Here is a 20,738-nt window from a genome sequence, read left to right on the forward strand (position 1 = left end):
CTCCGGGGGCCGCTACGCGACCCTTTCGCGACACAAGGCCGCTCCTACAGGGGTCCGCGCCGCCTTTGAGAGCGGTGCAAGAATCCAGCTGTTGTGGGAGTTTCCCATGTTGAACACCCTGCTACCCATTCTGCTGTTCACCGCGCTGGCACTGGCGGTGCTCGGCGCGCTTCGCCGAGTGCGCATGTGGCGCCGTGGCCGGCCATCGAAGGTCAACCTGATCGGCGGGCTGCTGGCCATGCCGCGTCGCTACCTGGTCGACCTGCACCACGTGGTCGAGCGCGACAAGTACATGTCCAATACCCACGTCGCCACGGCCGGGGGCTTCGTGCTGTCGGCGGTGCTGGCTATCCTGGTGCATGGCTTCGGCCTGCAGAACAAGATTCTCGGCTATGCCCTGCTGGTCGCCACGGTCCTGATGTTCACCGGTGCGATTTTCGTCTTCAAGCGCCGCCTCAACCCACCCTCGCGCTTGTCCAAGGGCCCTTGGATGCGCCTGCCGAAAAGCCTGCTGGTGTTCGCCGTCACCTTTTTCATCGCTACCTTGCCGGTGGCCGGGATTCTGCCCGAAGGCACCGGCGGCTGGCTGTTGGTCGCGCTGCTGGGCCTGGGTGTGGCCTGGGGTGTGTCGGAACTGTTCCTGGGCATGACCTGGGGCGGGCCGATGAAACACGCCTTTGCCGGTGCGCTGCACCTGGCCTGGCACCGCCGCGCCGAGCGCTTTGGCGGTGGCCGTTCCACCGGCCTCAAGCCGCTCGACCTCGAGGACCCGAACGCCCCGCTGGGCGTCGAGAAACCCAAGGATTTCACCTGGAACCAACTGCTTGGCTTCGATGCCTGCGTGCAGTGCGGCAAGTGCGAGGCCGCGTGCCCGGCGTTTGCCGCGGGCCAGCCGTTGAATCCGAAGAAGCTGATCCAGGACATGGTGGTCGGCCTGGCCGGTGGCACCGACGCCAGGTTCGCCGGCAGCCCGTACCCAGGCAAGCCGATCGGCGAGCATGGCGGCAATCCGCATCAGCCGATCGTCAACGGCCTGGTCGATCCCGAGACGCTGTGGTCGTGCACCACGTGCCGCGCTTGCGTCGAGGAATGCCCGATGATGATCGAGCACGTCGATGCCATTGTCGACATGCGCCGTCACCTGACCCTTGAAAAGGGCGCGACGCCCAACAAGGGCGCCGAGGTGCTCGACAACCTCATCGCTACCGACAACCCGGGCGGCTTTGCTCCCGGCGGACGGATGAACTGGGCGGCCGACCTCAACCTGAACCTGCTGTCGCAGGTCCGCAAGACCGAGGTGCTGTTCTGGGTCGGGGATGGCGCATTCGACATGCGCAACCAGCGCACCCTGCGCGCCTTCGTCAAGGTGCTCAAGGCTTCTGGTGTCGACTTCGCCGTGCTCGGCCTCGAAGAACGCGACAGCGGCGACGTGGCGCGGCGGCTGGGTGACGAGGCGACGTTCCAGCAACTGGCCAAGCGCAATATCCAGACCCTGGGCCAATACAGCTTCAAGCGTATCGTCACCTGCGACCCGCACAGCTTCCATGTGCTCAAGAACGAGTACGGCGCGCTCGGCGGCAGCTACCTGGTGCAGCACCACAGCACCTACATCGCCGAACTGATCGCGGCCGGCAGCCTGAACCTCGGCCAGCACAAGGGCGGCAGCGTGACCTATCACGATCCCTGCTACCTGGGCCGCTACAACGGCGAGTACGAAGCCCCGCGCGAGGTGCTCAAGGCGTTGGGCATCGAGGTGCGCGAGATGCAACGTTCGGGCTTCCGCTCGCGCTGCTGCGGTGGCGGCGGCGGAGCGCCGATCACCGATATCCCTGGCAAGCAGCGGATCCCGGACATGCGCATGGACGATATCCGCGAGACCGAGGCCGAGCTGGTTGCCGTGGGCTGCCCACAGTGCACCGCCATGCTCGAAGGCGTGGTCGAGCCGCGCCCCCAGATCAAGGACCTTGCCGAACTGGTCGCCGATGCCCTGCTTGAAGACGAAGCCGCTTCCCCATCGAGCAAGCCCCAGACAACAGCCGTACGTGAACCCGCGGAGGTGCACTGATGAGCGATATTATCCGCCGCGATCCTCGCGCCGAATGGATCGCCCGTAACCGCCTGCACCCATTGCATGCGGCCATGCAGACCCAGCAGACCAGCTGGATGGGCCCCAGCGGCGTCATGCGCAAGAACCCCCATGCGGTCGGTTTCATCGGCCCCAACGGAGTCAAGCGCATCGACCGCTCCGGCGCCCAGCAAGGTGGCGGGAGCAAGCGCAGCGCTGCGGTCGAGGTGCAGTTGCCGCTGCATCAGGTGGCCGCTCCTGCTTTCTACATTGTCGTGGTCCCGGACATGGTCGGTGGCCGCCTTGGCAGCCACGACCGCGACCTGCTCGGCCTCGCTCACAGCCTGGCCGGCAACGACGGCGCGGTGCTGGCCGTGGTGTTCGGCGAGCACAAGGAAAATCACTTCTCCACAGCCGGCGTCGACCGCCTGCTGGTCATCGACGGCGAGCAGTACCAGGGTTATGCACCGGAGCAAATGGTCCAGGGCCTGCGGGCTGTGGATAACCAGTTCAACCCGCGTCACTGGCTGCTGCCCGACAGCCGCACCGGTGGCGGTGAACTGGGGCGGCGCCTGGCCGCGACGCTGGGCGAGCGCCCGGCCACGCGCGTCTGGCAGGTCAAGGACGGCCAGTGCATCGGTCGCGCCGGTGCCGGCCAGCAGGACATCCAGCGCAGCGTGCCACGCCTGATCCTGGCAGCGGCGGAGTGCGCCGAGCCGGTCAGCGAGACCCGGCATGAAGCCTTGCCGGTGGAGTTGTCCACAGAAGCGGTGCGTGCCCTGTCGCGAATCGGCGACCTGGGCCCGGTGGCGGTGGACCCGGCGACCATCGCCATGGCCGAGGCCGAGTTCATCATGTCGGGTGGCAACGGGGTCAAGGACTGGGAGCTGTTCCACAAGGCCACAGCCGTTCTGGGCGCTACCGAAGGCGCCTCGCGGGTGGCGGTGGACGACGGCTTCATGCCGCGCAACCGTCAGGTGGGCGCCACGGGCACCTGGGTGACGGCAAGGGTCTACATGGCCGTGGGCATCTCTGGGGCGATCCAGCATCTGCAGGGCATCGGCGCCTGCGACAAGGTTGTGGCGGTCAACATGGACCCGGGCTGCGACATGATCAAACGGGCCGACCTGTCGGTGATTGGCGACAGCGCGGCGATTCTGAAGGCACTGATCGAGGCTGTGGAAAACTTCCGCAGCGACGCCCAGCGCGACGCGGCATGAGGACATGCGCATGAGTACCAAAGTCATCAGCCTGGTTTCAATTGGCGCACATCCCGGCTCCGGCCGGGCCCGGCGCGCCGAGCAGGATGCGCGCGCGGTGGAGCTGGGTTTGCAGCTGGCTGGGGATAACCTGCAGGTAGTGCATGCTGGCGATCCTCGTGAAGAGGCGCTGCGTGCCTACCTGGGCATGGGCCTGGATCACCTGGACATCCTCGAACAGCCCGCTGGCGCCGACGTAGTGGGCGTGCTGGGGGATTACCTGCGCGATGCCGGCGCCCAGCTGGTGTTGACCGGCACCCAGGCCGAAACCGGCGAAGGCTCCGGCATGCTGCCGTTTCTGCTCGCCGAGCGCCTGGGTTGGCCGCTGGTAGTGGGGCTAGCGGAAGTCGAATCGATCGAGAACGGCACCGCGCAGATCCTCCAGGCATTGCCTCGCGGCCAGCGCCGTCGGCTCAAGGTGCGTCTGCCGCTGCTGGCGACTGTGGATAACGCCGCGCCCAAGCCGCGCCAGAGCGCTTTCGGTCCTGCGCGCCGTGGCGTGCTCGCGGCGCGCAACGTGGCGCTGGTCGAAGACCCGCTGCTGAACGAAGCCGAGCTGCAGCCCGCCAAGCCGCGCCCCAAGCGTCTGAAGGTAATCAAGGCCAAGAGTGGTGCCGACCGCATGAAAGCCGCGACAGCCAAGGCCAGTGGCGGTGGCGGCAAGGTGCTCAAGGACCTCACGCCGCAGGAAGGGGCGCAGGCAATCCTGAAGTTGCTGATGGAGGAGGGTGTGTTGCGCTGAGATCTGTGCACAGTAGAAAGCTTTCCACAATTACTGTGGTCTGGCCTGTGGATAAGATGTTCGTGCTCTGCTCTAGCCCACGTCTGTGCTGGGCTCAGCCGTTTTTGATCAAAAAATGATCAGCATGACCTGGGTCTGGCACTGATATTTTTGCGAGTTATTTGCTCGCTCTTCGATTGATAGCGTCTGGCGCCTCATGAAATCAGAGTCGCCTTGCCATGACCCGTACTTTTCTCATTCAGACCGACGCGCAGCGCTCCACGCTGAGTGGTGTGGATTTCCCTTCCCGTGCCTATGGCGCCTATGGAGCACACGCCAGCACTGCGGGGCCCATGACCGCCTTTGCTGGCCAGATGCGTGATCCCGCTACCGGTTGCTACCACTTGGGCAATGGCCATAGGGTGTTCAACCCTGTGCTGATGAGGTTTCACACAGCGGACCGGCTGAGCCCGTTCGGGAAGGGTGGGTTGAATGCCTATGCGTATTGCCAGAACGACCCCGTCAATTTCCATGACCCGTCCGGTCGATTTCCAAGCTGGCTTGGACCGATAAGAAGCATTATCGGGGGGTTCGTCAACCTGGCCATCAGCGCCGTGAAAGCTTACCGAGGGTACGTGACCAGGATCGATTTCGATCTGGATGTGGGGCTCGCGGGAAGCCGCGGTGGTCATCTGACGTTTGCGACGGCCGAGAACCCGGTATCCAGATGGACCACGCGGGATACGGCGTTGACAGCCTTTGGCGGTTTCAGCGCCACCGTGAGTATCGGTACTGGCATAGGGCGGCTGTCAGCAGCGGATTCGAACGCATTGATGTGGGTTGATACCGCTTTTTCAGTAGTAGCCACGGCGTTGTCTGGGTACGAGCTGTACACGATTGCGACAGCGCCCGTGATCAGGCGCTACCCGGTCGAGTTGACGAGCGGTGTTTTCCCGGGAGACCGTCAGTCCCCGGCCCCAGTGTCATCCTGGAGACAAACGCCGGTATGAGCATTCCCACATGCCACAGCGCAATCGCTGTGGCATGGCCATTCATGGAATTACTGCGCCTTCACTTCCTTCAGATACGCCGCAGGCTCGGCCCCCAGATTGTTGAGCATTCGCTGGCTGTACCAGTCAATGAAGTTCACCACGCCAAACTCGTAGGTCGTCGAATACGGCCCCGGCTGGTAGGCGGTGGAGTTGATGCCGCGCTGGTTCTCTTCGGCCAGGCGGCGGTCCTGGTCGTTGGTCGCGTCCCACACCTTGCGCATGCGCTCGGGGTCGTAGTCGACGCCTTCGACGGCGTCCTTGTGCACGATCCACTTGGTGCTGACCAAGGTCTCCTGGGCGCTGATAGGCCATACGGTGAAGACGATGATGTGGTCGCCCATGCAGTGGTTCCAGGAGTGCGGCAGGTGCAGGATGCGCATCGAGCCCAGGTCCGGGTTCTTGATGCGGCCCATGAGCTTCTGCACGGCCTGCTTGCCATCCATGGTCATCGACACGGTGCCCTTGAGCAGCGGCATGCGCACGATGCGGTTGCGCAGGCCGAAGCTTGCGTGGGCGTAGGGGATCTTCTCGGCATCCCAGGCAGCTGCCGAGGCGGCGACGTGGTCCTTGAAAGCCTGGTCGGCGCGGGGGTCGGTGACGTCGTCCCATTCCAGCAGCGTCTTGAGCAACTCGGGGTGCGAAGCGTTGCAGTGGTAGCACTCGCGGTTGTTTTCCAGCACCAGCTTCCAGTTGGCCTTCTCCATCAAGGTGGTCTGCACCGCCACCTTGGTGTTCTCCATGTCGTACGGTTCCATGTAGTGCGACAGGGTCGCCAGGAACTCGTCGATCGCCGGTGGGTTCTCGGCCAGGCTGATGAAGATGTAGCCGCCGGCGGTCTTCACGTTCACAGGCTTGAGGCCGTACTGCTTCATGTCGAAGTCGGCCCCCATCTCGGTGCCGGCGAACAGCAGGCGGCCGTCGAGCTCGTAGGTCCATTGATGGTAGTGGCAGACCAGCTTGGCCACCTTGCCCTTTTCGCTGGTGCACAAGCGCGAGCCACGGTGACGGCAGACGTTGTGGAAGGCATGTACCTGGCCTTCGGCGCCACGAATCACGATGATCGGGTTGGTGCCGACCTGCAGAGTCAGGAAGTTGCCCTTGGCCGGGATTTCGCAGGTCATGCCGGCGATCAGCCATTCCTTCTGGAAGATCTCCTGCATGTCGATCTGGAACAGACGCTCGTCGTTGTAGAAAGGTTGCGGCAGCGAGAAAGTGCGCTCGCGCGTCTGCAGCATTTCGGCGGTGGCGCCGCGTGCTGCTTCCAGTGGATCGCCCAGGCTCAGGGTTGCGGTGACGTCCATCGTGTGGTCCTCATGGCCAGTAAAGGCCGGCGAAAGTGGCTAATCGTTCTTGTGCGACGCAGGGCTGAAAATCAGCGTGTTGTTATGGCGTGGAGTGTGCGTTCGCCGGGGCCGCGAACCTTATCCATGGACGACATGGCCGAATCCGTTCCCGACGCGCCAGCCCCTGTAGCTCAAGGCTGGTCGCGATAAGCACGCCGATGTCGCGGATGGGAATGTACGCCGCCCGCACCTTGAGCATTATCTCTCCCATCAAGCCGCAGTCGGCCGTGGAGACGAGCATGTCCAACCCCTTCCTCAATCCGGTCACGACCCAGACCTGGGCCAACGGCCGCCACATCGTGCGGTGCGTCAAGGTCATCCAGGAGACCTGGGACGTCCGCACCTTCTGTTTCATGGCCGACCAGCCGATTCTGTTCTTCTTCAAGCCCGGCCAGTTCGTGACCCTTGAGCTTGAGATCGAAGGCCAGCAAGTGATGCGCTCGTACACCATTTCGAGCGCGCCGTCGGTGCCCTACAGCTTTTCGGTAACCATCAAGCGCGTGCCGGGCGGGCGCGTTTCGAACTGGCTGCACGACACGCTGCACGAAGGCCAGGAGCTGGCGGTGCACGGGCCGGTGGGGCTGTTCAATGCCATCGATTTTCCCGCGGCAAAGATGCTCTACCTCAGCGGTGGTGTCGGCATCACGCCGGTGATGTCCATGGCGCGCTGGTTCTACGACACCAACGCCAATGTCGACATGACCTTCGTGCACAGCGCACGCTCGCCCAAGGACATCATCTACCATCGCGAGCTGGAGCAGATGGCCTCGCGGATCCCCAATTTCAGCCTGCATATCATCTGCGAGAAGCATGGCCTGGGCGAGCCGTGGGCGGGGTACCGCGGTTACCTGAACCACAAGCTGCTGGAGCTGATCGCGCCGGACTTCATGGAACGTGAGGTGTTCTGCTGCGGCCCGACGCCGTACATGACCGCGGTCAAGCGGCTGCTCGAAGGCGCGGGTTTCGACATGAGCCGGTACCACGAGGAGTCATTTGGCGCCACGCCGCCCGAAGCCAAGGCCGATGCCGTCGAGCACGCCGAGCAGGCGGCCGATGCGCCGGAAGTCGACGCCGCCGAGCTCAACCTGGTGGAGTTCATCGGCAGCGACAAGAGCATCCGCGTGGCTCCGGGCGAGACCGTGCATGCCGCGGCGGCCAAGGTCGGCCTGATGATCCCCAAGGCCTGCGGCATGGGTATCTGCGGCACCTGCAAGGTGCTCAAGCTGGGCGGAGAGGTGGAGATGGATCACAACGGCGGCATCACCGAGGAAGATGAGGCCGAGGGGTACATCCTGTCGTGCTGCAGCGTGCCGAAGGGTGATGTGCGGATCGATTACTGATCCAGATTCGCAAGTGCCCCATTCGCTGGCAAGCCAGCTCCCCACAGGTACAGCGCAGATCTCACCATCAGCGCAGTACCTGTGGGAGCCGGCTTGCCAGCGAATGGGGCACCGCGGATCTTCGGGTCAGACGCGGAAGCGCGCCACCAGCCCATTCAGATCCACCGCCAACCGCGACAGCTCGGCACTCGCCGCGCTGGTCTGGTGCGCACCGGTTGCCGACTGTACCGACAGGTCGTTGATATTCACGAGGTTGCGGTCCACTTCCCGCGCCACCTGAGCCTGCTCTTCGGCGGCGCTGGCGATCACCAGGTTGCGCTCGTTGATCTGCGCCACCGCGCTGGCAATGCTGTCCAGCGCAAGGCCGGCGCCGCGGGCGATGTTCAGGGTCGACTCCGCGCGCTCGGTGCTGTTGCGCATCGAGTCGACCGCCTGCCCGGTACCGCCCTGGATACTGCCGATCATTCGTTCGATTTCGCTGGTCGACTGCTGGGTGCGGTGGGCCAGGGCGCGAACCTCGTCGGCCACCACGGCAAAGCCGCGGCCCGCTTCACCGGCCCGTGCCGCCTCGATGGCGGCGTTGAGCGCCAACAGGTTGGTCTGGTCGGCCAGGCCGCGGATCACGTCCAGGACCTTGCCGATATCCCGCGATTCGGTCGCCAGGTTGCCGATCAACTGCGCCGTGGCCTGTACGTCGCCGCTCATGCGTTCGATGGCGCCAACGGTCTCGAGCACCAGGTCGCGGCCATCGCCAGCCGAACGGGTGGCTTCGCTCGACGCTTGCGAGGTGCTCACGGCATTGCGCGCCACTTCTTCGACAGCGCTGGTCATTTCGGTGACGGCCGTGGCCGCCTGCACGATTTCGTTGTTCTGCTGCTGCAGGCCGCGGGCGCTTTCCTCGGTAACGCAGTTGAGCTCCTCGGCTGCCGAGGCCAGCTGGGTGGCGGAACCTGCAATCAGCTGCAGGGTGTCACGCAGCTTGTCCTGCATCTTTGCCATGGCACGCAGCAGGCGCGCGGCCTCGTCGGTTCCTTCGGCATGCACGGCCTTGGTCAGGTCGCCATCGGCGATGCGCTCGGCAGCGTCCAGTGCTTCATTGATCGGGTTGACGATGCTGCGGGTCAGCAGCCAGGCGCAGAGGAAAGTCAGCAGGCTGGCGGCCACCAGCAGGGCGATGACCAGTGTCACGGCGCCGGAGTACTGGCCAGCTGCGGTAGCGTTGGTACGGCGGGTCTGCTCGGTGTTGATCCGCACCAGGTCGTCCATCACCTTGTTGATCTGCTCGGAGTTGGCCAGCAGGTCTGTGTTGAGCAGGGTGCGCAATGCGTCGAGCTGGTCGGCCTGGCTCAGCACGAGCATGCGCGATTCGATCTGCCGGTACTGGCCGAGCAACTGGCGGTACAGCTCATAGCCTGCGCGCTCGTCCGCCCCTTCGACCAGGAGCTGGTAGGCCGCGAGAGTCTTGTCGATCTCTGCGTTGCGCTGTTCAAGCAGGCGCAGAGTGTCCCGCTGGGTCTCTGGCTCGCGGTTGAGCAGCAGGCGGTAGGAGAGGGTGCGCATGCGCAGGTTCAGGGCAGTCAGCTCGCCCAGGTTCTTGATGCTCGGGACACTGATGGTCTCGATGGCAACGCCCGCCTGGCGGATCTTGCTCATCTGGTTGAGGGCGAACACGCCCAGGCCGAGCATCAGCGCGCCGATCAAGGCAAACCCCAGGAGCGCACGGGGGGCGATATTCATGTTGCGAAGGGACATTTGAGGTAACCAGGCAAGGACAAGGGGGCGCGCGATCCATGCGACAGAATGGGACATGCCATGCCTATCGGTCGTGACCGGCGAGTCTTGAGTATCCGGCGTTGCAAATATGAGCCGCCGGTTGGGATTCCTGACCAATGGTGGGGCGAAGCAGGAACAAGATCGTTATCCGCCGGTCAATCTGCACCAGGCCAAGGCCTCTACTCCCGATATCCCTGGCGAGGGCGCAAGGTTTTCTTTATCGTGTCCGCCTTTGCACCAACCGAGAACGTCTCATGCTGGAATCATCCCTGAATCAACTCGAGCAACTGGTTACCGACCTGGTACAGAAGAACACTCAGCTGGGCGAGCAGAACGAGCGCCTGGCCCAGGAGCTGGCCCAGTCCAAGGAAGAGAACGACAGCCTGCAGCTGAACCTGATGGAGCTGGAAGAGAAGAACGGCGCTACCGCCGCGCGCATCCAGGCCCTGGTCGAGCGCGCCAGCGCTGGCGCCGTCAGCGCATGAAACTGCAAGCGCAGCCGATCAATGTCGTGTCGATCCTGGGCAGCGACTATTCGATCAAGGCGCCCGAAGGCCAGGAGCAGACACTGTCCAAGGCCGTGCAGATGCTCAACGCCTCGCTGGCTGACACCAAGCGCCTGTACCCGACCTTGATCGGCGACAAGCTGCTGGTGCTGGCGGCGCTCAACCTGTGTTCGAAGCAGATCGATCTGCAGCGCGAGCATCAGGAGACGCTTGACCGGTATCAAGAGCAGGTCAGCGCCACGGTCGATGTGATTGCCCGCAAGATCGGCGACGCCTGACTGTTCGGCGCCTAAGGTCTGCGTAGGAGCGGCCTTGTGTCGCGAAGCGGCCCTAAGATCGCATAGGCGCTACAAGGGCCGGCTGAATGCGGTGTTCCCTGCCAGCATTGCAAAACCTGGTACTGATGCGCTTCGGTGAGGGCTTTGCCCTCATTTCGCGCGGTCCGGCGTCCCGGCACAAGGCCGCTCCTACAAAAAAGCCCACACCGCGGTCTCAGGCTGACAGCACCGCGCGGATATCCCCCGCCAGCGCCCGCACGCGCTCTTCCTCGGTATCCCACGAACACATGAACCGCGCCCCACCGCTGCCGATGAAGGTATAGAACCTCCAGCCCTTGCCTCGCAGTGCTTCGATCGCCGCCTCTGGCATCTGCAGGAACACCCCGTTGGCCTCCACCGGGAACATCAGTTCAACGCCCGGTACATCCTCGACCAGCCCCGCCAGCAATTGCGCGCAGTGATTGGCATGCGCCGCGTGGCGCAGCCAGGCGCCGTCTTCAAGCAGCCCCACCCACGGTGCCGACAGAAAGCGCATCTTCGAGGCCAGCTGCCCGGCCTGCTTGCAGCGATAGTCGAAGTCTTCGGCCAGGGCGCGATTGAAGAACAGGATCGCCTCGCCCACCGCCATGCCGTTCTTGGTCCCGCCAAAGCACAGCACATCGACGCCGGACTTCCATGTCAGCTCGGCCGGCGTGCAGCCCAGGAACGCGCAGGCGTTGCTGAAGCGGGCACCGTCCATGTGCAGGTTCAGGCCCAGCTCCTTGCACGTGGCGCTGATGGCCTTGAGTTCGTCCGGCCGATAGGCGCTGCCGACCTCTGTGGCCTGGGTGAGCGTGACCACGCGCGGCTTGGGGAAGTGGATGTCCTGGCGCTTGAGGGCGACCTCACGGATGGATTCTGGGGTCAACTTGCCGTCGACGCTGCGCGCGGTGAGCAGCTTGGAACCGTTGGAGAAGAACTCCGGCGCACCGCATTCGTCGGTCTCGACGTGGGCGGTTTCCGAGCAGATCACGCTGTGATAGCTCTGGCAGAGGGAAGCGAGGGCCAGGGAGTTGGCCGCCGTGCCATTGAAGGCAAAAAACACCTCGCAGTCGGTTTCGAACAGCTCGCGGAAGTATTCCGAGGCCCGCGCCGTCCATTGGTCGTCGCCGTAGGCGCGGTCGTGGCCGTGGTTGGCCTTCTCCATGGCCGCCCAGGCTTCGGGGCAGATACCGGAATAGTTGTCGCTGGCGAATTGCTGGCTTTTATCTGTCATGACACTGTCCTGTGAACGACGCAGGAAAGCACTCTAAACCATCGTTCGAGGGGTTGCCTATACAACCTGAGACACTGCTCCCGCGGTGTCTGCGGCGTTCACGCGAACCATCCGGGCGCAACGTTTCACACCAATGTCGTAAACGCGCCATTGCAAGGCGTGCGCAGGCATCTGGATACCCCGTGCCAGTCATACCATCGCTGCAAAGGGTCATTGAACCCTACAGACAAGAAATGATCGCTGCCGGGAGATAGACAATGTTCAGCAAGCAAGACCAGATCCAGGGTTACGACGATGCACTGCTGGCGGCGATGAATGCCGAGGATCAGCGTCAGGAAGACCACATCGAGCTGATCGCCTCGGAAAACTACGCCAGCAAGCGCGTCATGCAGGCCCAGGGCAGCGGCCTCACCAACAAGTATGCCGAAGGCTATCCAGGCAAGCGCTACTACGGTGGCTGCGAACACGTCGACAAGGTCGAGCAACTGGCCATCGACCGCGCCAAGCAGCTGTTCGGCGCCGATTTCGCCAACGTCCAGCCGCACTCGGGCTCTTCGGCCAACAGCGCCGTGTACCTGGCGCTGCTGCAAGCCGGCGACACCATCCTCGGCATGAGCCTGGCCCACGGCGGCCACCTCACCCACGGCGCCAAGGTGTCGTCCTCGGGCAAGCTGTACAACGCCGTGCAGTACGGTATCAACACTGACACCGGCCTGATCGACTACGACGAAGTCGAGCGTCTGGCTGTCGAGCACAAGCCGAAGATGATCGTCGCTGGCTTCTCGGCCTACTCCAAGACGCTGGACTTCCCCCGTTTCCGCGAGATCGCCGACAAGGTCGGTGCACTGCTGTTCGTCGACATGGCCCACGTGGCCGGTCTGGTCGCGGCGGGTCTGTACCCGAACCCGCTGCCCTACGCCGACGTGGTCACCACCACCACCCACAAGACCCTGCGCGGTCCACGTGGCGGCCTGATCCTGGCCAAGTCCAACGAGGCGATCGAGAAAAAGCTCAACGCTGCCGTGTTCCCCGGTGCCCAGGGTGGCCCGCTGATGCATGTCATCGCTGCCAAGGCCGTGTGCTTCAAGGAAGCCCTCGAGCCTGGCTTCAAGGTCTACCAGCAGCAGGTCATCGACAACGCCCAGGCCATGGCCCAGGTGTTCATCGACCGCGGCTTCGATGTGGTCTCCGGTGGTACCGACAACCACCTGTTCCTGGTCAGCCTGATCCGTCAGGGCCTCACCGGCAAGGACGCCGACGCCGCCCTTGGCCGCGCTCATATCACCGTCAACAAGAACGCCGTGCCGAACGACCCGCAGTCGCCGTTCGTCACCTCGGGCCTGCGTATCGGCACCCCCGCTGTTACCACCCGCGGCTTCAAGGTTGCCCAGTGCACCGCGCTGGCCGGCTGGATCTGCGACATCCTCGACAACCTCGGCGATGCCGATGTCGAGGCTGACGTGGCAAAAAATGTCTCGGCGCTGTGCGCAGATTTCCCGGTTTACCGCTGAGTGGAGCAACCCGTCATGAAACGCTATTCTGGCTTCGGCCTCTTCAAGCACTCCCTCAGCCATCACGAAAACTGGCAGCGTATGTGGCGCACGCCTACGCCGAAGAAGGTCTACGACGTGGTCATCGTCGGCGGTGGCGGCCATGGCCTGGCCACGGCCTACTACCTGGCCAAGGTGCATGGCATCACTAACGTGGCCGTGGTCGAGAAAGGCTGGCTGGGCGGCGGCAACACCGCCCGAAACACCACCATCGTGCGTTCCAACTACCTGTGGGACGAGTCGGCGCAGTTGTACGAGCACGCCATGAAACTGTGGGAGGGGCTGAGCCAGGACATCAACTACAACGTGATGTTCTCCCAGCGCGGCGTCTACAACCTGTGCCACACCCTGCAAGACATCCGTGACTCGGAGCGGCGCGTGAACGCGAACCGCCTCAATGGTATCGACGGCGAGCTGCTCAACACCGCGCAAGTGGCCGAGGAAGTCCCGTACCTGGACTGCTCCAAGAACACCCGTTATCCGATCCTGGGCGCCACCGTGCAGCGTCGCGGCGGCGTGGCCCGTCACGATGCCGTGGCCTGGGGCTATGCCCGTGCCGCCGACGCCCTGGGCGTCGACCTGATCCAGCAGACCGAAGTCATCGGTTTCCGCAAGGAAAACGGCACGGTCATCGGTGTAGAAACCAACAAGGGCTTCATCGGCGCCAAGCGCGTCGGCGTGGTCACTGCTGGTAACTCGGGGCACATGGCGCGCCTGGCGGGCTTCCGCCTGCCGCTCGAGTCGCACCCGCTGCAGGCCCTGGTATCGGAGCCGATCAAGCCGATCATCGACAGCGTGATCATGTCCAACGCCGTGCACGGCTACATCAGCCAGTCCGACAAGGGCGACCTGGTCATCGGCGCAGGCATCGACGGCTTCGTCGGCTACGGCCAGCGCGGCGGCTACCCGATCATCGAGCACACCCTGCAGGCGATCGTCGAGATGTTCCCGATCCTCTCGCGGGTGCGCATGAACCGCCAATGGGGCGGCATCGTCGACACCTCGCCGGACGCATGCCCGATCATCTCCAAGACACCGGTCAAGAACATGTTCTTCAACTGCGGCTGGGGCACCGGCGGCTTCAAGGCCACCCCGGGATCGGGCCACGTCTTCGCGGCGAGCCTGGCCAAGGGCGAAATGCACCCACTGGCCGCTCCGTTTTCCATCGAGCGGTTCCACCACGGCGCGCTTATTGACGAACACGGCGCTGCCGCCGTCGCCCACTAACAGGAGAATTCCTCATGTTGCATATCTTCTGTCCACACTGCGGCGAGCTGCGCTCCGAAGAAGAGTTTCACTGCTCGGGCCAGGCTCACATCGCCCGCCCGCTGGACGCCAATGCCTGCACCGATGCCGAGTGGGGCGAGTACATGTTCTTCCGTGACAACCCGCGCGGCCTGCACCACGAGCTGTGGGACCACGTTGCCGGGTGCCGCCAGTATTTCAACGCGACCCGTGACACGGTGACCTACGAGATCATGGAAACCTACAAGATCGGCGAGAAACCACAAGTGACCGCCGGCAAGCAGAGCCCTGCGCAGTCGACCGTCAAAGGTCAGGGAGAAAAAGCATGAGCCAGACCTATCGCCTGTCCAGCGGCGGCCGGATCGATCGCAGCAAGGTTCTGTCGTTCACCTTCAACGGCAAGACCTACCAGGGCTATGCCGGTGACAGCCTGGCCGCGGCGCTGCTGGCCAACGGCGTCGACATCGTCGGGCGCAGCTTCAAGTACTCGCGTCCGCGCGGCATCATCGCCGCCGGTGCCGAAGAGCCGAACGCGATCCTGCAGATCGGCTCCAGCGAAGCGACCCAGATCCCCAACGTGCGTGCCACCCAGCAAGCCCTGTATTCGGGCCTGGTTGCCACCAGCACCAACGGCTGGCCGAACGTCAACAACGACATGATGGGCATCATCGGCAAGGTCGGCGGCAGCATGATGCCGCCCGGGTTCTACTACAAGACCTTCATGTATCCCAAGTCGTTCTGGATGACCTACGAGAAGTACATCCGCAAGGCCGCAGGCCTTGGCCGTTCGCCCTTGCAGAACGACCCGGACACCTACGACTACATGAACCAGCACTGCGACGTGCTGGTGGTGGGCGCAGGCCCGGCAGGCCTGGCCGCCGCCCTGGCGGCTGGTCGCAGCGGCGCCCGCGTGATCCTCGCCGATGAGCAGGAAGAGTTCGGCGGCAGCCTGCTCGACAGCCGCGAGACCCTCGACGGCAAGCCTGCCGCCGACTGGGTCCTGGCCGTGCTCTCCGAGCTCGAAAGCCTGCCCGAAGTGACCCTGCTGCCACGCGCCACGGTCAACGGCTATCACGACCACAACTTCCTGACGATCCACGAGCGCCTGACCGATCACCTCGGTGACCGCGCCCCGATCGGCCAGGTACGCCAGCGCATCCACCGCGTCCGCGCCAAGCGCGTGGTGCTGGCCACCGGCGCCCACGAGCGTCCGCTGGTCTACGGCAACAACGACGTGCCGGGCAACATGGTGGCCGGCGCTATCTCCACCTACGTGCGCCGTTACGGCGTGGCCCCGGGCCGCAAGCTGGTGCTGGCGACCAACAACGACCACGCCTACCGCACCGCCCTGGACTGGCATGACGCCGGCCTGCAAGTGGTCGCCATCGCTGACGCGCGCCACAACCCGCGTGGCTCGCTGGTCGAGGAAGCACGTGCCAAGGGTATCCGTATCCTCACCTCCAGCGCCGTGATCGAAGCCCGTGGCACCAAGCACGTCACCGCAGCCCGCGTGGCGGCGATCGATGTGAAGGCACACAAGGTCACCAGTCCTGGCGAATGGCTGGACTGCGACCTGGTCGCGACCTCCGGCGGCTACAGTCCGGTCGTCCACCTGGCATCTCACCTGGGCGGGCGTCCTGTCTGGCGTGAAGACATTCTCGGCTTCGTGCCGGGCGATGCACCGCAGAAGCGCGTCTGCGTCGGCGGTATCAACGGCGTCTACGCCCTGGGTGACAGCTTGGCCGATGGCTTCGAGGGCGGCGTGCGCGCAGCCACCGAAGCCGGCTTCAAGGCCACCACCGGCAGCCTGCCGAAAGTGATCGCACGCAAGGAAGAGGCCACCGTCGCGCTGTTCCAGGTGCCGCACGACAAGAGCACCAACCGTGCGCCCAAGCAGTTCGTCGACCAGCAGAACGACGTCACCGCCGCCGGCATCGAGCTGGCTACCCGCGAGGGCTTCGAGTCGGTCGAGCACGTCAAGCGCTACACCGCGCTGGGCTTTGGCACCGACCAGGGCAAGCTGGGCAACATCAACGGCCTGGCCATCGCCGCCCGTTCGATGGGCATCACCATCCCCGAGATGGGCACCACCATGTTCCGCCCCAACTACACGCCGATCACCTTCGGTGCGATTGCCGGGCGCCATTGTGGCCACCTGTTCGAGCCTGTGCGCTTCACCGCGCTGCATGCCTGGCACGTGAAGAACGGCGCCGAGTTCGAGGACGTCGGCCAGTGGAAGCGACCTTGGTACTTCCCTAAAGCCGGTGAAGATATCCACACCGCCGTGGCCCGCGAGTGCAAGGCCGTGCGTGACAGCGTCGGCCTGCTCGACGCCTCGACCCTGGGCAAGATCGACATCCAGGGGCCGGACGCCCGCGAGTTCCTCAACCGCGTGTACACCAACGCCTGGACCAAGCTCGACGTGGGCAAGGCCCGCTACGGCCTGATGTGCAAGGAAGACGGCATGGTCTTCGACGACGGCGTGACTGCCTGTATCGCCGAAAACCATTTCATCATGACCACCACCACCGGCGGCGCTGCCCGCGTGCTGCAGTGGCTGGAGCTCTACCTGCAAACCGAATGGCCGGAGCTCAAGGTGTACTTCACCTCGGTCACCGACCACTGGGCAACCCTGACCCTGTCCGGTCCCAACAGCCGCAAGCTGCTGAGCGAAGTCACCGACATCGACCTGGACAAGGAAGCCTTCCCGTTCATGACCTGGAAGGAAGGCCTGGTGGCTGGCGTGCCGGCCCGGGTGTTCCGGATCTCGTTCACCGGCGAGCTTTCGTATGAAGTGAACATCCAGGCCAACTACGCCATGGGTGTGCTGGAGAAGATCGTCGAGGCGGGCAAGAAGTACAACCTGACCCCGTATGGCACCGAGACCATGCACGTACTGCGTGCCGAGAAGGGCTTCATCATCGTCGGCCAGGATACCGACGGCTCGATGACCCCGGACGACCTGAACATGAGCTGGTGCGTGGGCCGCAACAAGCCGTTCTCGTGGATCGGCCTGCGTGGCATGAACCGCGAAGACTGCGTGCGCGAAAACCGCAAGCAGCTGGTCGGCCTCAAGCCTGTGGATCCTGCCAAATGGCTGCCGGAAGGCGCTCAGCTGGTGTTCGATCCCAAGCAGCCGATCCCGATGGACATGGTCGGTCACGTCACCTCCAGCTACGCCGCCAACTCCGTGGGCTATTCGTTCGCGATGGGCGTGGTCAAGGGCGGCCTCAAGCGCATGGGCGAGCGGGTGTACTCGCCGCAGGCCGATGGAAGCGTGATCGAGGCAGAGATCTGTTCGGCGGTGTTCTTCGATCCGAAGGGTGAGCAGCAGAACGTATAAGGCCCCTGAACGGCGGGCATGGAACCTTGTGGGAGCGGCGAGCCGCCGCCCCCACAGGATCTGCGCCGCTCCTGGCACAAGAATTCAAGGCAGGTAACAAATGAGCGCTACCAACGTCTACCAGCAAAACCCCAGCGGCTCCGTCAAGGCCGAGTCGCCGCTGCACCATGGCGACCTGTCGAGCCTGATCGGCAAGGGCCGCAAGAACGCAGGCGTGATCCTGCGCGAGAAAAAATTCCTCGGTCACCTCACCATTCGCGGCAACGGCCATGACGCCGCCTTCGCCAGCGGCGTGCACAAGGCCCTGGGCCTTGAGCTGCCTGTCGCCCTGACCGTGGTCGCCAATGGCGGCACCTCGCTGCAGTGGGTAGGGCCCGATGAGTGGCTGCTGATCGTCCCGGGCGGCCAGGAGTTCGAGGTCGAGCAAAAGCTGCGAGCGGCCCTCGAGGGCCAGCATATCCAGGTGGTCAACGTCAGCGGCGGGCAAAGCCTGCTTGAACTGCGCGGCCCCAACGTGCGCGAAGTACTGATGAAATCCACCAGCTACGACGTGCACCCCAACAACTTCCCGGTCGGCAAGGCCGTGGGCACCGTGTTCGCCAAGTCGCAACTGGTGATTCGCCGCACCGCCGAAGACACCTGGGAGCTGGTGATCCGCCGCAGTTTCTCCGATTACTGGTGGATGTGGCTGCAGGACGCTTCGGCCGAATACGGCCTGAGCATCGAAGCCTAGGAGCGCACCGCATGAGCCGAGCACCGGACACCTGGATCCTGACCGCCGATTGCCCGAGCCTGCTCGGCACCGTCGACGTGGTCACGCGGTTTCTCTACGAGCAGCGTTGCTACGTCACGGAGCATCACTCGTTTGACGACCGGCTCTCTGGACGCTTCTTCATTCGCGTGGAGTTTCGCCAGCCGGACGACTTCGACGAGGTCGGCTTCCGCGCCGGCCTCGCCGAGCGCAGCGACGCCTTTGGCATGGCCTTCGAGCTGACCGCACCCAATCACCGCCCCAAGGTGGTGATCATGGTGTCCAAGGCCGATCACTGCCTCAACGACCTGCTGTACCGCCAACGCATCGGCCAGCTGGCCATGGACGTGGTCGCCGTGGTGTCCAACCACCCCGACCTCGAACCCCTGGCGCACTGGCATCGTATTCCCTATTACCACTTTGCCCTCGATCCCAAGGACAAACCGGCGCAAGAGCGCAAGGTGTTGCAGGTAATCGAGGAAACCGGCGCCGAACTGGTGATCCTCGCGCGCTACATGCAGGTGTTGTCGCCAGAGCTTTGCCGCAGGCTCGATGGCTGGGCCATCAATATCCATCACTCCCTGCTGCCGGGCTTCAAGGGTGCCAAGCCCTATCACCAGGCGTACAACAAGGGCGTGAAGATGGTTGGCGCTACCGCGCACTACATCAACAACGACCTGGACGAAGGGCCGATCATCGCGCAGGGCGTCGAGGTGGTGGATCACAGTCATTACCCCGAGGACCTGATTGCCAAGGGGCGCGATATCGAAGGGCTGACACTGGCCCGGGCCGTTGGGTATCACATCGAGCGGCGGGTGTTCTTGAACGCCAATCGGACCGTGGTGCTCTGAGACCGGTGGGCTGCATTGCAGCCCAATCGCGCCAACTCCCCCGCCAAACGCTAATAGACAAGTCACTGTCGCATCCAGCCACGCCCACCCCCGGCAACAAGCCGACAATTCTCCCATTCCAGTATCCAATGCAGCCCAGGACGGGCGGCGCTTCCACCACCGCTGCATAACTACAAATCAAGCGAGGTAAGAGCATGTCTGGCAATCGTGGAGTGGTGTATCTCGGCTCCGGAAAAGTCGAAGTACAGAAAATCGACTACCCCAAAATGCAAGATCCCCGCGGCAAGAAGATCGAGCACGGGGTAATCCTCAAGGTGGTGTCCACCAACATCTGCGGCTCCGACCAGCACATGGTCCGCGGCCGCACCACTGCACAGGTCGGCCTGGTGCTGGGCCACGAGATCACCGGTGAAATCATCGAGAAGGGGCGCGATGTGGAGCGCCTGCAGATCGGCGACCTGGTCTCGGTGCCGTTCAACGTCGCCTGCGGTCGTTGCCGCTCCTGCCAGGAGCAGCACACCGGTGTCTGCCTGACCGTGAACCCAGGCCGTCCCGGTGGCGCCTATGGCTACGTCGACATGGGTGACTGGACCGGCGGGCAGGCCGAATACGTGCTCGTGCCCTATGCCGATTTCAACCTGCTGAAACTGCCCGACCGCGACAAGGCCATGGAGAAGATCCGTGACCTGACCTGCCTCTCCGACATCCTGCCGACCGGCTACCATGGCGCTGTCACCGCAGGCGTCGGGCCAGGCAGCACGGTGTATGTCGCAGGCGCCGGCCCGGTCGGCCTGGCTGCCGCTGCATCTGCCCGTCTGCTGGGCGCTGCCGTGGTCATCGTCGGCGACCTCAACGCGGCCCGCCTGGCTCACGCCAAGTCCCAGGGCTTCGAAGTGGTCGACCTGTCCAAGGACACCCCGTTGCACGAGCAGATCGTCGACATCCTTGGCGAACCGGAAGTGGACTGCGCCATCGACGCCGTTGGGTTCGAGGCGCGCGGCCATGGTCACGAGGGCGTCAAGCACGAAGCCCCGGCCACCGTGCTCAACTCCTTGATGCAGGTGACCCGCGTGGCCGGCAAGATCGGCATCCCCGGCCTGTACGTGACCGAAGACCCAGGCGCTGTCGATGCCGCCGCGAAACTCGGCGCACTGAGCATTCGCTTTGGTCTTGGCTGGGCGAAGTCGCACAGCTTCCATACCGGCCAGACGCCGACCATGAAGTACAACCGCCAACTGATGCAGGCCATCATGTGGGACCGCATCAATATCGCCGAAGTGGTGGGCGTACAGGTGATCAGCCTGGACCAGGCGCCGCAGGGGTATGGCGAGTTCGATGCGGGCGTGCCGAAGAAGTTTGTGATTGATCCGCACAAGACGTTTAGTGCGGCGTGACCTACGCAACGA

Annotated in this window: 17 protein-coding genes; 14 read left to right on the forward strand and 3 right to left on the reverse strand. The window is 64.1% G+C overall.

Features of this window, described 5'->3' with window-relative positions; all coding sequences use genetic code 11:
• The first annotated feature begins 106 nt into the window (after positions 1-106).
• From dgcB to AC0ZZU_RS07775, 4 genes are all read left to right on the forward strand, one after another.
• On the forward strand, positions 107-2,065 hold the full coding sequence (dgcB, locus tag AC0ZZU_RS07760) for a dimethylglycine demethylation protein DgcB (RefSeq protein ID WP_476339920.1): 1,959 nt from the start codon (positions 107-109) through the stop codon (positions 2,063-2,065).
• Positions 2,065-3,285 carry an electron transfer flavoprotein subunit alpha gene (gene etfA / locus AC0ZZU_RS07765; protein WP_476339921.1) on the forward strand — a complete coding sequence of 407 codons (1,221 nt, stop codon included), beginning with the start codon at positions 2,065-2,067 and terminating at the stop codon, positions 3,283-3,285. The genes dgcB and etfA overlap by 1 nt, the downstream gene beginning before the upstream one ends.
• 10 nt (positions 3,286-3,295) lie before the next feature.
• On the forward strand, positions 3,296-4,066 hold the full coding sequence (gene etfB / locus AC0ZZU_RS07770; RefSeq protein WP_476339922.1) for an electron transfer flavoprotein subunit beta: 771 nt from the start codon (positions 3,296-3,298) through the stop codon (positions 4,064-4,066).
• A 218-nt stretch (positions 4,067-4,284) separates the two neighbouring features.
• Positions 4,285-5,055 (forward strand): RHS repeat-associated core domain-containing protein, encoded by a 771-nt coding sequence (locus AC0ZZU_RS07775; protein ID WP_476339923.1) that lies wholly within the window; start codon positions 4,285-4,287, stop codon positions 5,053-5,055.
• A gap of 50 nt (positions 5,056-5,105) precedes the next feature.
• On the opposite strand, the gene gbcA is transcribed toward AC0ZZU_RS07775, so the two are convergent.
• Positions 5,106-6,398, reverse strand: a complete 1,293-nt coding sequence (gene gbcA, locus AC0ZZU_RS07780) for a glycine-betaine demethylase subunit GbcA (protein WP_476339924.1) — start codon at positions 6,396-6,398, stop codon at positions 5,106-5,108.
• Between the two features lie 281 nt (positions 6,399-6,679).
• Between gbcA and gbcB the strand changes: the two genes are divergently transcribed.
• Complete coding sequence (gene gbcB / locus AC0ZZU_RS07785) at positions 6,680-7,780, forward strand: glycine-betaine demethylase subunit GbcB (RefSeq protein WP_476339925.1); 1,101 nt, start codon at positions 6,680-6,682, stop codon at positions 7,778-7,780.
• A gap of 126 nt (positions 7,781-7,906) precedes the next feature.
• Here gbcB and AC0ZZU_RS07790 read toward each other — a convergent pair whose 3' ends face one another.
• Positions 7,907-9,589, reverse strand: coding sequence for a methyl-accepting chemotaxis protein (locus tag AC0ZZU_RS07790; RefSeq protein ID WP_476339926.1), 1,683 nt, complete (start codon positions 9,587-9,589; stop codon positions 7,907-7,909).
• Between the two features lie 218 nt (positions 9,590-9,807).
• Here AC0ZZU_RS07790 and AC0ZZU_RS07795 point away from each other — a divergent pair, with 218 nt between their 5' ends.
• Both AC0ZZU_RS07795 and AC0ZZU_RS07800 read left to right on the forward strand, forming a co-directional pair.
• A complete protein-coding gene (locus AC0ZZU_RS07795) occupies positions 9,808-10,038 on the forward strand; it encodes a hypothetical protein (RefSeq protein ID WP_476339927.1) in 231 nt (76 codons plus the stop codon).
• Positions 10,035-10,337 (forward strand): cell division protein ZapA, encoded by a 303-nt coding sequence (locus AC0ZZU_RS07800; RefSeq protein ID WP_476339928.1) that lies wholly within the window; start codon positions 10,035-10,037, stop codon positions 10,335-10,337. The genes AC0ZZU_RS07795 and AC0ZZU_RS07800 overlap by 4 nt, the downstream gene beginning before the upstream one ends.
• Positions 10,338-10,551: 214 nt before the next feature.
• On the opposite strand, the gene AC0ZZU_RS07805 is transcribed toward AC0ZZU_RS07800, so the two are convergent.
• The gene (locus AC0ZZU_RS07805) at positions 10,552-11,592 is read right to left on the reverse strand and encodes a threonine aldolase family protein (protein ID WP_476339929.1); all 1,041 of its coding nucleotides are present in this window, start codon (positions 11,590-11,592) and stop codon (positions 10,552-10,554) included.
• Between the two features lie 257 nt (positions 11,593-11,849).
• Between AC0ZZU_RS07805 and glyA the strand changes: the two genes are divergently transcribed.
• The 7 genes from glyA to fdhA all read left to right on the forward strand — a co-directional run bounded on the left by glyA (position 11,850) and on the right by fdhA (position 20,726).
• On the forward strand, positions 11,850-13,103 hold the full coding sequence (glyA, locus tag AC0ZZU_RS07810; protein ID WP_476339930.1) for a serine hydroxymethyltransferase: 1,254 nt from the start codon (positions 11,850-11,852) through the stop codon (positions 13,101-13,103).
• A 15-nt stretch (positions 13,104-13,118) separates the two neighbouring features.
• Positions 13,119-14,369, forward strand: a complete 1,251-nt coding sequence (locus AC0ZZU_RS07815) for a sarcosine oxidase subunit beta family protein (protein WP_158461160.1) — start codon at positions 13,119-13,121, stop codon at positions 14,367-14,369.
• 14 nt (positions 14,370-14,383) lie between these two features.
• Complete coding sequence (locus AC0ZZU_RS07820; protein ID WP_476339931.1) at positions 14,384-14,716, forward strand: sarcosine oxidase subunit delta; 333 nt, start codon at positions 14,384-14,386, stop codon at positions 14,714-14,716.
• The gene (locus AC0ZZU_RS07825; RefSeq protein WP_476339932.1) at positions 14,713-17,730 is read left to right on the forward strand and encodes a sarcosine oxidase subunit alpha; all 3,018 of its coding nucleotides are present in this window, start codon (positions 14,713-14,715) and stop codon (positions 17,728-17,730) included. Before AC0ZZU_RS07820 ends, AC0ZZU_RS07825 begins: the two co-directional genes overlap by 4 nt.
• Positions 17,731-17,830: 100 nt before the next feature.
• The gene (locus AC0ZZU_RS07830; RefSeq protein WP_476339933.1) at positions 17,831-18,463 is read left to right on the forward strand and encodes a sarcosine oxidase subunit gamma; all 633 of its coding nucleotides are present in this window, start codon (positions 17,831-17,833) and stop codon (positions 18,461-18,463) included.
• Between the two features lie 11 nt (positions 18,464-18,474).
• Positions 18,475-19,332, forward strand: coding sequence for a formyltetrahydrofolate deformylase (gene purU / locus AC0ZZU_RS07835; RefSeq protein WP_476339934.1), 858 nt, complete (start codon positions 18,475-18,477; stop codon positions 19,330-19,332).
• A 194-nt stretch (positions 19,333-19,526) separates the two neighbouring features.
• Entirely contained in the window at positions 19,527-20,726 is a 1,200-nt protein-coding gene (fdhA, locus tag AC0ZZU_RS07840) for a formaldehyde dehydrogenase, glutathione-independent (RefSeq protein WP_476339935.1), read from the forward strand.
• Positions 20,727-20,738 lie beyond the last annotated feature (12 nt).

This window comes from Pseudomonas sp. JE3303, assembly GCF_056312565.1.

What these genes read in the sequence shown, in the direction of transcription:
- AC0ZZU_RS07805 (WP_476339929.1), bottom strand. Translation starts at nt 11,592, where the DNA reads ATGACAGATAAAAGCCAGCAATTCGCCAGCGACAACTATTCCGGTATC.
- gbcA (WP_476339924.1), bottom strand. Translation starts at nt 6,398, where the DNA reads ATGGACGTCACCGCAACCCTGAGCCTGGGCGATCCACTGGAAGCAGCA.
- AC0ZZU_RS07830 (WP_476339933.1), top strand. Translation starts at nt 17,831, where the DNA reads ATGAGCGCTACCAACGTCTACCAGCAAAACCCCAGCGGCTCCGTCAAG.
- AC0ZZU_RS07815 (WP_158461160.1), top strand. Translation starts at nt 13,119, where the DNA reads ATGAAACGCTATTCTGGCTTCGGCCTCTTCAAGCACTCCCTCAGCCAT.
- AC0ZZU_RS07820 (WP_476339931.1), top strand. Translation starts at nt 14,384, where the DNA reads ATGTTGCATATCTTCTGTCCACACTGCGGCGAGCTGCGCTCCGAAGAA.
- AC0ZZU_RS07795 (WP_476339927.1), top strand. Translation starts at nt 9,808, where the DNA reads ATGCTGGAATCATCCCTGAATCAACTCGAGCAACTGGTTACCGACCTG.
- glyA (WP_476339930.1), top strand. Translation starts at nt 11,850, where the DNA reads ATGTTCAGCAAGCAAGACCAGATCCAGGGTTACGACGATGCACTGCTG.
- etfA (WP_476339921.1), top strand. Translation starts at nt 2,065, where the DNA reads ATGAGCGATATTATCCGCCGCGATCCTCGCGCCGAATGGATCGCCCGT.
- fdhA (WP_476339935.1), top strand. Translation starts at nt 19,527, where the DNA reads ATGTCTGGCAATCGTGGAGTGGTGTATCTCGGCTCCGGAAAAGTCGAA.
- dgcB (WP_476339920.1), top strand. Translation starts at nt 107, where the DNA reads ATGTTGAACACCCTGCTACCCATTCTGCTGTTCACCGCGCTGGCACTG.
- AC0ZZU_RS07825 (WP_476339932.1), top strand. Translation starts at nt 14,713, where the DNA reads ATGAGCCAGACCTATCGCCTGTCCAGCGGCGGCCGGATCGATCGCAGC.
- purU (WP_476339934.1), top strand. Translation starts at nt 18,475, where the DNA reads ATGAGCCGAGCACCGGACACCTGGATCCTGACCGCCGATTGCCCGAGC.
- AC0ZZU_RS07800 (WP_476339928.1), top strand. Translation starts at nt 10,035, where the DNA reads ATGAAACTGCAAGCGCAGCCGATCAATGTCGTGTCGATCCTGGGCAGC.
- AC0ZZU_RS07775 (WP_476339923.1), top strand. Translation starts at nt 4,285, where the DNA reads ATGACCCGTACTTTTCTCATTCAGACCGACGCGCAGCGCTCCACGCTG.
- AC0ZZU_RS07790 (WP_476339926.1), bottom strand. Translation starts at nt 9,589, where the DNA reads ATGTCCCATTCTGTCGCATGGATCGCGCGCCCCCTTGTCCTTGCCTGG.
- etfB (WP_476339922.1), top strand. Translation starts at nt 3,296, where the DNA reads ATGAGTACCAAAGTCATCAGCCTGGTTTCAATTGGCGCACATCCCGGC.
- gbcB (WP_476339925.1), top strand. Translation starts at nt 6,680, where the DNA reads ATGTCCAACCCCTTCCTCAATCCGGTCACGACCCAGACCTGGGCCAAC.